The sequence below is a fragment of the Ideonella sp. P3_A4 genome (assembly GCF_056403075.1).
On the sequence record NZ_JBFUGE010000016.1, the window covers coordinates 20,152 to 34,332 of the forward strand.

Genomic DNA, 14,181 nt, shown 5'->3' on the forward strand with positions numbered 1-14,181 from the left:
GCCGGCAAGGTGTCGATCCCCGGGGGCTTGCACTCCGAGTCGAGGTGGCCAGCGAGAGCACGATTCGTAACGTCATGGGCAGTGTTCCGGTGAGTTTGGGGGTTAGAGTGCCACCAAACAAAACTGGAGACACCGTCATGACTTTTTCTGCCTCACTGTTTCGACCTTCGCGCCGCCTGGCGTGGTGTGCCTGGGCGCTCGTGTTCGCGTCGCCGTTCGCGGTTCGGGCCGAGGCCGGCGCCGACACGTTGGCGGCCAAGTTCGAGTTGCTGCATTCGTTCGACGGCCATGACGGCCACTACCCGCGGCACAGCCTCATCATGGGCAAGGACGGCCTGGTGCATGGCGGCGCCCTCACCTCGTTCAAGATCACACGGGCTGGCGAGTTCACGGTCGTCAACGCCTTCGACAAGCGCCATCTGGGATGGCAGGCCAAGGGGCTGGTGCAGGCGGCCGATGGCCTGTACTACGGTGGCGCCTACATGGGCGGTGACCTCAAGAGCGGCACCGCCTACCGCATGACGCCGCGGGGCAAGGTGACCTTGCTGCACACCTTCGACATCACCACGACCGAGGGTGGCAACCCTTGGGCGCCGTTCCTTCAAGCCAGCGATGGGGCTTTCTACAGCACCACGAGCGACGGCGAGAACGGCAGCTGCGGCAGCCTGTTCCGACTGACACCCGCCGGTGAGTTCACGGTGCTGCATCAATTCACGCTGGCGCCGAACAACGCCTGTGGCGCAGACACGTGGGCCCTGATGCAGGCGAAGGACGGCCACATCTATGGCGTCACCGAGCGTGGCGGCGCCTCCAACGGCGGGGCCATCTACCGTTGGACCTCGGGCGGCACCTGGGAGCTTTTGCACTCGTTCCAGGAGACAGGGCTGCCCGGCTGGCACCCCAACTCCGGTCTGGTGCAGGTGGCCGACGGCGCCATCTATGGCACCACCTACGAAGGCGGCGAAAACGGCAATGGCGCCTTCTACCGCTTCGACCCCGACACCCGCACGGTGAGTGTCGTCAAGGCCTTCGGCAGCGAGCTTGCCGATCCGCGGCATCCGAGGGGTGAGTTGCTGCTGGCGCGCGACGGCAACCTCTACGGCACCACGATTTACGGCGGCGAACACGAGTCGGGCGCCGTCTACCGCCTGACGACCGCCGGAGAGCTGACGACGATCTTCTCTTTCCCGCACGAAACCAAGAAGCTCGGCTACATGCCTTTCGCCGGTCTGGTCGAAGGCCGCGACGGTGAGTTCTTCGGCACCACGCACTACGGCGGTGAGTTCGGCTACGGCACCATCTATCGCCTGGTGCTGAAGTAACGCACCGACAGGTGCAGGTGTTGCGGCCGGTCAGCGACCGGCGCGCCACTGCGCCGCCCCGAGCTTGAACAGCACATGCGGCCGCACCCGGTGGCCCTCGGGCACACCGGGGTGATCGAAAACTTCGCCGCTGTCGACGAGGCCGATGCGGTGCATCACCGCCTGCGAGCGGGTGTTGGTGCAGGCCGTCATCGAGACGATTTCTTCGAGCCCGAGGCGCTCGAAGCCGGCCGCCAGCGCCGCGCGTGCCGCTTCGCTGGCGAAGCCGTGGCCCCAGTGCGCATGGGCCAGGCGCCAGCCGACCTCGACGCAGGGCGAGAAGTGGAACTGGCGCTGCGGGATCGACAGGCCGGTGAAGCCGATGAACTCGCCGGTGTCCACGCGTTCGACGGCCCAGTTGCCCCAGCCGCGGGTGGCGAACGCGGCCATGCAGGCGTCCACCGTGGCGTCGCTGCGTTCGCGCGGGATCAACCCCGGGAAGTGCTCCATCACCCGAGGGTCAGCGTTCAGCTCGGCGAAGGGTTCGCGGTCCTCTTCGCGCCATTGGCGCAGCAGCAAGCGCGGCGTCTCAAGTTCGATGGGCGTCATGCCTCGACCACTTTCAGGAACAGGTCGCGGTCCGGTGCGAAGTTCGCGTACAGCGGCAGCAGGCCGCCACCAATCGCACGCGCGTCCGAGCCGATCGTGCCGGCCATCAGCTCGGGCCGGACCACGCCCTCCCAGCTGTAGCGCGACAGCGCGGCGTCGACCTCGCGCAGCAGCGCGGCGAGCAGCGGCCGGGCCAGGTTGCCGTCGATGATCACGCCGTCCAGGTCGAGCAAACAGGCGGCGCTGTTCGCCGCCAGTGCGACCGCGGTGCCGGCTTCGTGCAGCCAGGCGCTGGTGTGCGGCAGCCAGGGCGCTTCGAGCACTCGCTCGTCGCCGCTGGCGGCCACCTCGAGGCCAGCTTCGAGGTAGCGTGCTTCCAGCGTCAGCAACGAGGCCACGCTCAGCAGCTGCGGCGGTGGCGCGCTGCTGCCGGCCGCGGCCAGGCCCAGYGGCAACGAGCCGATCGCGCCGGCGTTTCCGTGCAGGCCGGCGCGCAAATGACTGTCGATCACCAGGCCGCCGCCGATGAAGGTGTCGACGAAGACGTAGAGAAAACTCTTGACGCTGCGCCCGCGCCCGGCGACCAGCTCGGCCACGCAGGCGGCAGCGGTGTCTTTCAACAGCGCGACCTCGAGTCCGGTCTGGCGCTCGACCTCGGTGCGCAGGTCGGTGCGCTCCCACGCGTCGACCAGCGTTTGCGGAAAGCCCAGCAGCGACTGCCAACCGCCCATCGACAAGGGTGCCGCGATGCCGATGCCCTGCAAGCGCTCGCGGCCCGCGTCGCCCAGCCGCCGCGTCAGGCCCTGCACCCGCAGCACGATCTCGGCCAGCACCAGCGCAGGGTCAGGGAAGTCGTAGTCGCGGGTCGAGCGTTCGCGCACCCGGCCTTCGAAGTCGACCAACAGCACATCGAGGTTGCGCCGGCCGACCTTGACGCCGATCGAGTAGGCGCCATCCGGGTTCAGCGCCAGCGGCACCGAGGGTTGGCCGACCTTGCCGCGCTGCGGCGCACCCTTGAGCAGCAGGCCGTCGTCGAGCAGGCTCTTGGTGATCAGCGAGACGGCCTGCGCGGTCAGGTGCGTCAGCCGCGCCAACTCGGCGCTGGGCAGCGCGCCGTGCAGGCGAATGGCTTGCAGGATCACGCGCTCGTTGTACTGGCGCAGCCCACCCTGGCTGGAGCCGCGTGGGCGCAGCCTGGTGTTTTCAGCGTGAGGAGGGTGGTCAGGGTCGATCGACATAGACGAACGCCGCGGCGCAGGCCGCGGCGCTTAAGGAACCAGGGCTTCGCAGATCACGCCCTTCTTGAACAGGAAGTTGCCATAGGGTTGCAGTTCGCCGGTCAGCACGATGGCTTGTGCGGCGCGAACGCGATCGTAGAACGCAAAACGCTCGGTGGCTTCGCATTGCGCGGGTTTCGCGTGACCGGCCTCGTCGAGCCAGGCCAGCATGCGGCGTTGCAAGGCGCTGAGTGTGCCCGGCGAGTACTCGCTGACCTGCATGAAGGCCACCGGCTGGACCACCGCCGCATCCAGCGGCAGCAGCGACAGCACGGCTCGGCTCACGCGCTCTACCCCGGCACCCGGCAGGTGCAGCACCGGCTTGCCCTGGGCCAGCGAGTGGGCCGAGAAGTTGGCGTCTGCGATGACGATCTCTTCGCCATGGCCCATCTCGGCCAGCAGCTTCAGCAGGTCGGGCGTCAGCAGGGGATCGAGTCCCTTCAGCATGTCAGTGGTTCCGTGGTGTTTTGGCGAGGCTTCGGAGGGAACAGGTCGTGGCGGCAGGGTGGTGGCGGTGCCCCCGTTCTCCGGCCCACGCTCGCGGGGCACCGTCGAGCCACGCGACGCACAGCCGCGTCATCACCGTGGTGCCCTCGCACGGGGGTGGCGACCGCGAATGGGGCCTGCGCCCGGAGGCACCACCACCACCCTGCAGGCACCACCGGTGGCAGGGCACGCCTGAGCAAGTCGCTACATATCCTTGGTGGGTGGCTCGGGGGTGCGGGCGCAGGCCCCATTCGCGGTCGCGCCAACATGGGCAAGCGCCAGCAGTTCAGACCGAGAGACCGGCGTACGCCGAACACATTGCCCCGCGAGCGTGGGCCGGAGAACGCACCCCCGGGCCGCCCGCCACGTGCCAACCTTCGCAGGTGGAAGGCTGCACCATTTCGGCGTTGAGGCGTCATCATCAAGCCAGGCACTCCGCCGGGATCTGCTCCGGCGGCATCGCGCCGGTCATCACCGCGACGGTATCGCTCATGCTGATCTTCTTCGGGTTCAGCACCGCAGCGCGTTTGCCGAGCCGTGCGACGTGGATGCGATCGGCGATCTCGAACACATGCGGCATGTTGTGCGAGATCAGGATCACCGGCAGGCCCTTGTCGCGCACTCGGCGGATCAGCTCGAGCACCATGTTGCCTTCCTTGACGCCGAGTGCTGCGGTGGGTTCATCAAGAATCACCACGTGCTCGGCAAAGGCTGCCGCGCGTGCCACCGCCACGCACTGGCGCTGGCCGCCTGACAGCGTCTCGACCGCCTGCGTCATCGAGCGGATGCCGACCTTTAGATCCGCCATGCGCGCGACCGCGGTCTCCAGCATCTTTTTCTTGTCGAGCATGCGCAGCACGTTGCCGAGAAAACCTTCGCGCCGCATCTCACGGCCGAGGAACAGGTTCTCGGTGATCGTCATCGCCGGGGCGACCGCCAGGTCCTGGTAGCAGCATTCGATGCCGGCTCGGCGTGCGTCCATCGGGTTCTTGAATCGGATCGGCCGGCCGTCGAGCTGGATCTCACCTTCATCGGGGATCGTCGCGCCCGACAGCGCCTTGATCAGGCTGGACTTGCCGGCGCCGTTGTCGCCGATCACCGCGAGGATCTCGCCGGCGCGCAACTCGAAATCGGCGCCATCGAGCGCGGTGACTTGGCCGTAGCGCTTGACCAGGCCCTTGGCCTGCATCACGAGGGGTTGGGTGGCCATCATGGTCTCCTGGTCAGCGTGACGCTTTGCGCGAGAGTTGGTCGACCGTGACTGCGAGGATCACGAGGATGCCGGTGACCAGCACCTGGTAGACCGACGACACGCCCATCAGCGTCAGGCCGTTGCGCAGCACGCCGACGACCACCGCACCGGCGAGCGAGCCGAGGATCACGCCGCGGCCGCCGAACAGGCTGGTGCCTCCCAGCACGACCGCGGTGATCGCATCGAGGTTCTCGGTCTGGCCGGCGTTCGGGTCGCCGACGCCCGTGCGGGCCACCGCGAGCAACGAAGCGATGCCGTAGAACACGCCGGCCAGCACGTACACGCCGAGCAGCACGCGATCGGTCGGGATGCCGACCAGCCGCGTCGCCTCGGGGTTGTTGCCGACCGCGTAGACATGCCGCCCGGCGCCGGTCTCGCGCAGCCAGAACCACGCGCCCAGGTACAGCGCGATCATCAGCACCACGCCATACGACACCTGTGCGCCGCCGAGCGCAAAGGTGTTGCCGAGCCAGGTCATCGAGTCGGGCAACTCGGTCACCGTTTGCGCACCCGAGTACAGCTGGGTGATCGCAAACGCGATGTTGTAGGTGCCGAGCGTGACGATGAACGGCGGCAGTTTGATGCGCGTGACGAGCAGCCCGTTGAGCAGCCCGAACAGCGCGGTGACGCCGATGCCCGCCAGCACCGCGAGCGGCACCGGCACCCCCATGTCGGCGACGAGCTTGGTCATCACGATGCTGCCCAGCGCCATCACCATGCCGCAGGAGAGATCAATGCCGGCGGTCAGGATGATCAGCGTCTGGCCGATCGCGATCACGCCGACGACCATCACCTGCTGCAGGATCAGCGACAGGTTGCCGCCGCTAAAGAAGTGGTCGGTCGTGACCGCGAAGAAAGTGCAAGCGATGAAGAGGGCGATGAAGGGCCCGAGCTGGCCGATCGGTGGGAGTTTGCTCTTCGAGGTGTCCATGCAGCGGGCGTCCTGGGCGGAGTGACAGCGTGGCTCACAGGGCCGGCAGGCGGCCCCGTGCATTCGTCAATGGCTCAATGCCGCGGACTCATTTTTTGCCCCAGCACAGCTCCGTGCCGGTCTTCACGTCCTTGCTTTCGACGCCGGCCACCGCGTTGGCGGCGATCAGCGTCACACCGGTGTCGGTGTAGCCGCTGACCTTCTTGCCGGTCTTCGCGTAATCGACACCCGCCTCGACGCCCATCGCGGCCATCTTCAGCGGGTACTGCTGCGAGGTCGCGGTGATCACGCCCTTGCCGACGTTGGCCACGCCTTCGCAGCCGCCGTCGACCGAGACGATGACCACGCCCTTTTCCTTGCCGGCCTTCTTTAGCGCGTTGTAGGCACCGGCCGCGGCGGGCTCATTGATCGTGTAGACCACGGTGACGTCAGGCGCCTTCTGCAGGCAGTTCTCCATCGCCGTCTGGCCCTTGGCGCGGTCACCGAAGCTGTCGGCCATGCAGACGATGGCAGCGTCCTTGCCCAGCTCGTTGGTCTTCGCGTCCGGTGCGGCCAGGCCGAAACCTTTCAGGAAGCCGTTGTGGCGCTGCGCGCCGACCGGGTGGCCGGGGAACAGGTCCAGCATCACGATTTTGGCCGGCTTGGCGCCCAAGGCTGCCTTGGCGTACTGGCCGATCAACACGCCGGCCTTGTAGTTGTCGGTCGCGAACAGAGCGTCGGTGCCGTCGGCCGGGTCGGTCGGGCTGTCCAGCGCGATCACCATCACGCCCTTGTCGCGCGCCTTCTTGATCGCCGGCAGGATGGCCTTCGAGTCGCTCGGCGTGATCAGGATCGTCTTGGCGCCGCCAGCGATCATGTTTTCCATCGCCGTCACCTGGCCGGCGTTGTCGCCGTCGGTCTTGCCGGCGCCGCTCAGCAGCTTCGCGCCTTTGGCCTTCGCGGCCTCGGCAGCGCCTTCCTTCATCTTGACGAAGAAGGGGTTGGTCTCGGTCTTGGTGATCAGGCCGATCACCGGTTCGTCGGCGGCCTGCGCAGCGAAGGCGGACGCACACAAGGCAGCTGCCAGGGCGGCCAGGCGCGTGGCGGTCGGGGCGGCGGGGAAGCGGGTCATGCGGTGTCTCCTGCGAGTTTGTCGGTGAGCGGTGGGCGGATTGGCACTGATCGTCTCAGCGTCGGCGCATCGTATTAAATAAATCAAGTGGATTGATTAATGGAAAACCCCAGGGCCGGCGGCGGCGTTGGCGCGGCATGCTGGCGGCCACGGATGCGGTGGGACCACCAACCGTTCCGATCGCCGACGACGCTGTCGGTGACCAATCTGAACTCAAATAAGGAAGCACTCACATGTTCGTTGTCTGCGGCGAAGCCTTGTTCGACGTGTTCGCCGCCGGCGACACGCCCGGCGGCATGGCACTCGACGGCCGCATCGGCGGCTCACCGTTCAACGTCGCGCTCGGGCTGGCCCGGCTGGACCAACCGGTGGCCTTCTTCGGCGGCATCTCGCAAGGCTTTCTGGGCGCGCGGCTGATGCAGGCGCTGCAAGACGAAGGCATCCGGACCGACCTGGTGCAGCGGCTGGACGCACCGACGACCTTGAGCCTGGTCGGGCTGGATGCGCGCGGTGTGCCCTCGTACAGCTTCTATGGCGAGGACGGCGCCGACCGCGTGGTGCCGCTGACCGCCGCCGGCGCCGTGCCCGACACGACTCGCGCGATCCACTTCGGCTCGTACGCGATGGTGGTCGAGCCGGTCGCGTCGACCCAGCGTGCGCTGGCCGAGCGGCTGCACCAGCGTTGCGTCGTCGCCTACGACCCGAACGTGCGTATCAATGTCGAACCGGACCTGGGCCGCTGGCGCGAGACGATCGACTGGATGGCGGCGCGTACCCATCTGCTGAAGGTCAGCGATGAAGACCTGGCGTTGCTGTACCCCGGTGTGCCGCATGCCGAGCTGGCGGCGCGCTGGCGTGCGGCTGGCGTCGCCGCGGTGGTGGTCACGCTCGGTGGCGAAGGGGCGCGCGCCTACCTGCACGACGGTGAGCTGCCGATCGCGCCTGTGCCCACGACGGTGGTCGACACGGTCGGTGCCGGTGACACCTTCCAAGCTGCGATGTTGACGGCTTTGGCCGAGCGTGACGCGCTGAACCCGGCAACGCTGAAGGTGCTGCCGAGTGCGTTCTGGGCCGAGGTGCTGGGCTTTGCGGCGCGCGCCGCGGCGATCACCTGCGGCCGGCGTGGGGCCGATCTGCCGCGGCGCGCGGAGTTGACCTGACGCGCTTGGGCAATCGTGCTTTCAGCGTGCCGAGGTCGTGGCGACAGGGCGGCGGCGGTGCCCCCGTTCTCCGGCCCACGCTCGCGGGGCACTGTCGCGGCACGCGATGGACAGCCGCATCAACACCGTGCTGCCCCTGCGGCGTGGTGGCGACCGCGAATGGGGCCTGCGCCCGGATGCACCACCACCACCCTGCAGGCACCACCAGCGGCAGTGCACGCCTAAGCAAGCCGCTGCGTGTCCTTGGTGGGTGGTTCGGGGGTGCGGGCGTAGGCCCCATTCGCGGTCGCCCCAACATGGGCAAGCGCCAGCGGTTCAGACCGAGAGACCGGCGCATGCGCAACACGGTGCCCCGCGAGCGTGGGCCGGAGAACGCACCCCCGGGCCACCCACCACGCACCGCGCTCTGCAGGCAAACCGATCAAAAGACCTTGGCGGCGCCCGCAGCGTCGACCAGGCGCTGCAGCAGCGCCTCGATCTGCACCCGCGTGTCGCCCGACGGCGGTGAACCGGAGCGCGCCGTCCACAACAGCAGCCCGTTGCCGACGTCGCTGACGCGCGCATCAGCGGCAAAGACCGTGTTGGCCGTCGTGCCACCGATAGGCACCGACACACCCAGCCCGACCGACGTGCTGCGGCCGAAGCTGAAGCCGCCGAAGCCGATCGACAAGCCCGAGCCCGATGAGCCGCTGGCGTAGTTGGCCTCTGGCCCGACGCTGGCGACCCACACCGCGCGGACACCTGCCGCACGGGCCTCGGGCAGGTAACGGCTGTCGTCGCGCGCCTGCGTGACGGGCGGCGGCGCCGTGTCCGGTCTCAGCACAGGCGTCAGGCCACGGGTGCGCAACTCGGCCGCCAATTTGTCCAGGCAGATGCGCCCCAGCACTTCTTCCGGTGCCTCGCAAACGACCAACACCTTGGCGCCTTGAAGCGGCGTGTTGGCCAGCTGCGGCGACGACCATTGCGCATCGACCGTGCGCGTGGCGCAAGCGCCCAGCCCGGCCACGCTGGCGAGCGCGGCGATCAACAGAAAGCGGTTCATGAACTCGACTCCGGCAAAGCGTGTTCCCAGGTGCACCGAGCATGCACCGAAGAGCCACGCTGCGGGAGAGACTAAGGCAACACCCGCACCCGGATGTTGCGGAAGTGCACCTCGCTCTCGGGGTCGTGGCCTTGCAGCGCAAAGGTGCCGCTGGCCAGCAGGCGCTGCTCGAGGCCCTTGGGCCGGGCGGGAATCGCCTCTTCGGTGTAGTCGGCCACGAGCTGCTGATCGATCCAGGTCTGCACATGCTTGCCGTCGACGCGCGTGGTCAGCGTGAACCACTGGCCGTCCGGCGCGACGACCTTTGGATAGTCCTGGATGCCCCACAGCCCGCCCGTGCGGCTGGGGTCGCTGTGCGAGTTGTTGACCTGCACCTCGTAGCCCTTGCTCGGCCAGCCGATCTCTTGCCACTGGGTGTGGAAGTAGACGCCCGAGTTGGCCTTGGCGGAGGTCAGCACATCGAGCTTCAACTCGAAGTTCTTGAAGTCGTGGTTGGCCACAGGCCCGAGGTAGAACAGGTGCGAACGCGGGCCTCGCACGACGATCGCGCCGTCCTTGACGCTGAACGAGCCGGGTGCGTCGCTGGCACGCCAGTCGGCCAGTGACTGGCCGTCGAACAGCAGCTGCCAGCCGGCGGCCTTGTCGTCGGGGCTGAGGGTGTTCATGTCGGCTCCAAAAGCGGTCGAAAAAGACAAGGCGAACGCGAGGCCCAAGGTACTGGCGGCAAAGCGAGGCATCAGCTGACTCCAACGATTTTCAGAACGGTGGCGGGTGGGCCGGCGAACTCGGCCGACGGGACGTTGCCGACGAAGCCCAGGTCTTTCGAGCCGGCCGGTGTGGTGTAGAAGCCGCCAGCCGTCAGGTCACGAAAGCGCGCGAAGAACTTGGCTGCCTCGGCGCGCTCGGGCGCGGCCTTGTCGGCCCAGCAGATCTCGTCGCAGATGGCGCGCTGCTCGGCCTCGCTGGCCTGGTCGAAACGGTGGCCGTGGCGGCGCTGGCTCTCGACGTCCAGCCAGGCCAGGCCTTGCAGGATCAAGGTCTTGTCCTTGGCCTGATCGGGATACGGCGCACTGATCCACTCGTCGATGAACAGGTGCACTTCGAGCTGTGCTGCACTGGGCGACAACTCGTCAGCCGGGATGATCAGCCCGCACAGTGCGGCGGCGCAACGGCGTTGCGCAGCGTTGAAGGTCAGCGGCCACAGCTCGCCGCTGCGGTAGCTCTTGACCAGCTTCGGGTCGGTGCCGTAGCCGTGTGCGGCCTTCTTCAGCGCGGGCGTCGCGCCGGCCGATGCCAAACCGGGCAGCGCGGTGGCGGCCAGCATCCATTGCAGCGAATGGCGGCGGTCCATCGTCAGATCTCCTTGCGGCGCAACTGCTCGACCAGGTGGTCGGCCGCGCGCCAGGCCAGCGCCATGATCGTCAGCGTCGGGTTCTTGTCGGCGTTCGACGCGAACGGCGCGCCGTCGGTAATGAACAGGTTCTTCACGTCCCAGGTCTGGCACCAAGCGTTGGTGACCGAAGACTTCGGGTCGCTGCCCATGATCGCGCCGCCGACCTCGTGGATGATCGAGCCGCCGGCGGCGATCGCCTTGCGGCCGTCCAACTCGGGTGTGCCATTGACGCGGCCGCCCATCGCCTCGATCACCTCGGCAAAGGTCTTCTGCATGTGCGCAGCCTGGCGCGTCTCGTGCTCGGACCATTGCCAGTGGAAGCGCAGCACCGGGATGCCCCACTTGTCCTTCGTCTGCGGGTCGATCTCGCAGTACGACTGCTCGTTTGGGATCATCTCGCCGCGGCCGGCGAAGTAGACGAACGAGCCGTAGGTGCGCCGCACGTCCTGCTTGAAGCGATGGCCATAGCTGCCCTGGGTCAGCCATTCGAGCCCCGCGCCGGTGCCCAAGCTGGGCATGCGTCGGCCGGTGCTGAGCTCGACGTGATAACCGCGTGGGAAGCCCAGCCCCCCGCTTTGCCACGCCTTGCCCTGCTGGCCATACAGCCACCACGGCGCATACAGGTGCGAGCCGCCGGCGCCGTCTTCGTTGTGCGGCGGCAGGCCTTCGAGCAGCGGCACCTGGCCGTCGAGGTCGCTGCCCACCGTGTCCATCACATAACGGCCCAGCTTGCCGCTCGAATTCGCCAGCCCGTTCGGGAACGAGGCCGACTTCGAATTCAGCAGGATGCGCACTGATTCACACGCGCTCGCGGCCAGCACCACGGCGCGGGCGGTGACCGCTTCGTGCTTGCCGTTGGTCTTGTCGACGAAGCGCACGCCCGAGGCCTTGCCTGTCTTCTTGTCCAGCGTCACCTCGTAGGCCATCGCGTTGCAGACGATGTCGAGCTTGCCGCTGGCCAGCGCCGGCGGCAGGTGCACGGCCGGGCTCTGGTAGGTGGCCTTGATCGAGCAGCCGCGGCTGCAGGGCGTTGCCCAAAAGCAGGCCGCACGCTCGCGCATCGCCTGCGCAACCAGGCGTTGGGCGTTGGGGTTGCCGGGGTGCAGCTTGGCCGGTAGCGTCTGGTGGTCGAGCGCCTTGGTCAACACCGCGCGGTGGATCGGCACCACCGGAATGCCGAGCTTGGCCGCACGCTGCTGGATCAGCCGTTCACCGACGCGCGCGGCCGGTGCCGGCAGCAGGCAGCCCTCGGGCGAGTCGGGCGTGTTCTCCAGCCCCTCGTTCGAGCCGTAGACACCGATCAGCATCTCGACCTTGTCGTAGTACGGTGCCAGCTCGTCATAGCCAATCGGCCAGTCGAAGCCCAGGCCGTCGCGCGAGTAGGGTTTGAAGTCGTACGGGCCATTGCGCAGCGCGATGCGGCCCCAGTGGTTGGTGCGGCCACCCAGCATGCGCGCGCGCCACCACTCGAACTTCCGCGCCTCGTCGGTCGAGGCTTGCGTGTAGGGCTCGCCCGGCACGGCCCAGCCGCCGTCGATCGTCGCGTCGTAAAAGCCGAAGGGCTTGTCCGGCGTGCCGGCACCACGCAGTGGCGCGTCGCCGTAGCTCTGGAACATCGGCGTCTCGGTGGCGATGTCGTAGTTGCGCCCTGCTTCCAGCATCAGCACCTTCACGCCTTCCAGCGCCAGCGTGTACGCGGTCTGCCCACCGGCAGCGCCGGAGCCGACCACGATCACGTCGTAGTCGCGTTGCAAGGTCCGCGGCGTCACGAATCCCATCAGCCCCTCCAGCCCGACAGTTGTGCGGCGGAGTTTGCCAGCGCGCCAACGCCGGTTCGGGCCGGTTGCAGGGTGTTTCCGTGCGGCCGGTTTCAGGTCGAAGTTCGACCGACGGCCGCGTGGATCAGGCCGGTGTCGCGCGCTGGCTGAGCCACCAGTCCACGTTGACCTGCAAGTTCTCGACCAGGCGGATCGTGGCGGTGGCCTGGGCGGTGATCAGGTCCATGCTCTGCTGCACCAGGTCTGCTTCCTGGTCGGCGAACTTGGACACGGTGTTGACGTGGCGGATCTCGCCCATCTCTTCGGCCAACTCGGACACCCCTTCCAGCCACTGCGCCTGCAGGCTCTGCCATTGCTGCCACAGCGCGGTGGCGAACGCCAGGCCCTCGCCCATGGTGCGTGGGTCAAGCAGGGCCGGCAGCAGCGTGACCGCCTGCATCGCGCGGGCCGATTGGCGCGTCGCTAGCTGGGTCATCAGCGAATGCAGCGTCAACGCGCGTGCCGCCGGCAACAGGGGCAATGGCGCGCGCTTCGGATGATCGGGGTGAGGCAGGGCGGCCTGCGCCAGGTGCCACTGCGCCCGCGGCAGGTCTTCGGGGCGGGCGCCGGTGGCGTCCATCATCAGGCCACGGGGGTTGCGCATCTCAGGTCTCCTGGATGGGGTCAGTGCCCGCCCAGGCGCTGCAGCATCGCGTGGATGGCGCGGATCTGGATCGCCTGTTGCGAGTAGTAGTCGGGGTGGGACGCGTCGGTGCTGCTGTAGCCCCACCAGTCCCAGCAGCCTTCGGGGTTCTGCGTGTCGCCGTCGTCGAGCCCTTCAGCCTGCGGGTACAGCACGACGATCTGGTTGGTGTCGGCGATCTCGTTGTAGCCGGTGGTCGTGAAGTAGCGGTTGCCGTAGGGCGGGTTGTTGGCGCTGTCGGCGCGCCCGTTGACCACGTCGACGTAGTTGTAGCCCTGCTTGCAGCCATGCAGCGCCACATGGATGCGGCAGCGCGCACCGTCTTCGACCGCCTTGGGCACGTAGGCATAGCCATAGGCGCTCATGCAGGCGCGGCGTTCGTTGCCGAAGAACTCGCGCTGGTCGAAGCGCAGCACGCGGCCGCTCAAGCGTTCGGCCGGCGGGTTCAGCGGGCCGTGGATGTGCTCCAGGATGTCCCAGCTCTGCATGCGCGTGCCGGGCAACCGGTTGATGTAGGGCGGCTGGTTGACGCCCAGCGGGTTGTCTTCGAGGTTGGTGGTCAGGATCGCGTGGCCGGCCGGTACGTCGTCGACGAAACGCAGGTTGCCGGGCGCAACGCCGAGCAACTCGTAGAACTGGCGCGTGGTGTTGACCACCGATGAGTCGACGACAGCGTCTTCGCTGCCGGTGAAGATGTAGAGCCTGTCGTCGGCCAGGTGGCGCAGCGGGTCGATCAGGCCGTCGCGCGCGGTCTGCCGTGCCACCGCCACCAGGCGCTCGGCATTCGGGCCGGCCTGCGGGATCAGCGGGTTCATGCAGATGAACAGCGAGTTCTGCACGTACGCGTCCTCGGCGATCGGCGAGGCGGCGCGGAACGACTCGGCGCAGCGGTAGGGCCCGCCGGCAATCACCCCCGCGCCGACGAACATCGACGAATGGKCCAGGTGCAGCTGCACCGTCATGAACGCGCCGGACGAGAGCCCGGACACCGAGCATTGCGTGAGGTCCGCGTCGAAGCGGGGCAGCGGCGCTGCCGGGGGTGAGCTCGAGGCCATCGCAATCTCCCGTGCTGTCGACCTGGCCGTGCCATTGCTGCACCGCCGCATTGGCTGCAGGCTACCCGATCACTCACCCTGCTGCCAATGGGGAGTTTGGTGCT

Annotated in this window: 14 protein-coding genes; 2 read left to right on the forward strand and 12 right to left on the reverse strand. The window is 67.9% G+C overall.

Going from position 1 to position 14,181, the window contains the following annotated elements; translation table 11 throughout:
- Positions 1 to 137: 137 nt before the first annotated feature.
- On the forward strand, positions 138 to 1,322 hold the full coding sequence (locus AC1DYI_RS03920) for a choice-of-anchor tandem repeat GloVer-containing protein (RefSeq protein ID WP_477202761.1): 1,185 nt from the start codon (positions 138 to 140) through the stop codon (positions 1,320 to 1,322).
- A gap of 30 nt (positions 1,323 to 1,352) precedes the next feature.
- Here AC1DYI_RS03920 and AC1DYI_RS03925 read toward each other — a convergent pair whose 3' ends face one another.
- The 6 genes from AC1DYI_RS03925 to AC1DYI_RS03950 form a co-directional block, all read right to left on the reverse strand.
- Entirely contained in the window at positions 1,353 to 1,910 is a 558-nt protein-coding gene (locus AC1DYI_RS03925) for a GNAT family N-acetyltransferase (RefSeq protein ID WP_477202762.1), read from the reverse strand.
- Positions 1,907 to 3,148, reverse strand: a complete 1,242-nt coding sequence (locus tag AC1DYI_RS03930; RefSeq protein WP_477202763.1) for an ROK family protein — start codon at positions 3,146 to 3,148, stop codon at positions 1,907 to 1,909. The genes AC1DYI_RS03925 and AC1DYI_RS03930 overlap by 4 nt, the downstream gene beginning before the upstream one ends.
- A 30-nt stretch (positions 3,149 to 3,178) precedes the next feature.
- A complete protein-coding gene (locus tag AC1DYI_RS03935) occupies positions 3,179 to 3,634 on the reverse strand; it encodes an RbsD/FucU family protein (protein WP_477202764.1) in 456 nt (151 codons plus the stop codon).
- Between the two features lie 460 nt (positions 3,635 to 4,094).
- Positions 4,095 to 4,883 carry an ATP-binding cassette domain-containing protein gene (locus tag AC1DYI_RS03940; protein ID WP_477202765.1) on the reverse strand — a complete coding sequence of 263 codons (789 nt, stop codon included), beginning with the start codon at positions 4,881 to 4,883 and terminating at the stop codon, positions 4,095 to 4,097.
- 13 nt (positions 4,884 to 4,896) lie between these two features.
- On the reverse strand, positions 4,897 to 5,856 hold the full coding sequence (locus tag AC1DYI_RS03945; RefSeq protein WP_477202766.1) for an ABC transporter permease: 960 nt from the start codon (positions 5,854 to 5,856) through the stop codon (positions 4,897 to 4,899).
- 88 nt (positions 5,857 to 5,944) lie between these two features.
- Entirely contained in the window at positions 5,945 to 6,967 is a 1,023-nt protein-coding gene (locus tag AC1DYI_RS03950) for a substrate-binding domain-containing protein (protein ID WP_477202767.1), read from the reverse strand.
- A 233-nt stretch (positions 6,968 to 7,200) separates the two neighbouring features.
- On the opposite strand from AC1DYI_RS03950, the gene AC1DYI_RS03955 reads away from it, so the two are divergent.
- The gene (locus tag AC1DYI_RS03955; protein WP_477202768.1) at positions 7,201 to 8,127 is read left to right on the forward strand and encodes a carbohydrate kinase family protein; all 927 of its coding nucleotides are present in this window, start codon (positions 7,201 to 7,203) and stop codon (positions 8,125 to 8,127) included.
- Positions 8,128 to 8,548: 421 nt separating this feature from the next.
- Here AC1DYI_RS03955 and AC1DYI_RS03960 read toward each other — a convergent pair whose 3' ends face one another.
- From AC1DYI_RS03960 to AC1DYI_RS03985, 6 genes are all read right to left on the reverse strand, one after another.
- A complete protein-coding gene (locus tag AC1DYI_RS03960) occupies positions 8,549 to 9,169 on the reverse strand; it encodes a hypothetical protein (protein WP_477202769.1) in 621 nt (206 codons plus the stop codon).
- A gap of 71 nt (positions 9,170 to 9,240) precedes the next feature.
- Positions 9,241 to 9,834: a 3-keto-disaccharide hydrolase gene (locus AC1DYI_RS03965; RefSeq protein WP_477202770.1), complete on the reverse strand. Its 594-nt coding sequence runs from the start codon at positions 9,832 to 9,834 to the stop codon at positions 9,241 to 9,243.
- A 71-nt stretch (positions 9,835 to 9,905) separates the two neighbouring features.
- Positions 9,906 to 10,520 (reverse strand): gluconate 2-dehydrogenase subunit 3 family protein, encoded by a 615-nt coding sequence (locus AC1DYI_RS03970; protein ID WP_477202771.1) that lies wholly within the window; start codon positions 10,518 to 10,520, stop codon positions 9,906 to 9,908.
- A gap of 2 nt (positions 10,521 to 10,522) precedes the next feature.
- Positions 10,523 to 12,340 carry a GMC family oxidoreductase gene (locus AC1DYI_RS03975; RefSeq protein WP_477202772.1) on the reverse strand — a complete coding sequence of 606 codons (1,818 nt, stop codon included), beginning with the start codon at positions 12,338 to 12,340 and terminating at the stop codon, positions 10,523 to 10,525.
- 124 nt (positions 12,341 to 12,464) lie between these two features.
- Positions 12,465 to 12,983 carry a hypothetical protein gene (locus AC1DYI_RS03980; protein WP_477202773.1) on the reverse strand — a complete coding sequence of 173 codons (519 nt, stop codon included), beginning with the start codon at positions 12,981 to 12,983 and terminating at the stop codon, positions 12,465 to 12,467.
- A gap of 20 nt (positions 12,984 to 13,003) precedes the next feature.
- Positions 13,004 to 14,077 (reverse strand): extracellular catalytic domain type 2 short-chain-length polyhydroxyalkanoate depolymerase, encoded by a 1,074-nt coding sequence (locus AC1DYI_RS03985; protein WP_477202774.1) that lies wholly within the window; start codon positions 14,075 to 14,077, stop codon positions 13,004 to 13,006.
- Between the last annotated feature and the right edge of the window lie 104 nt (positions 14,078 to 14,181).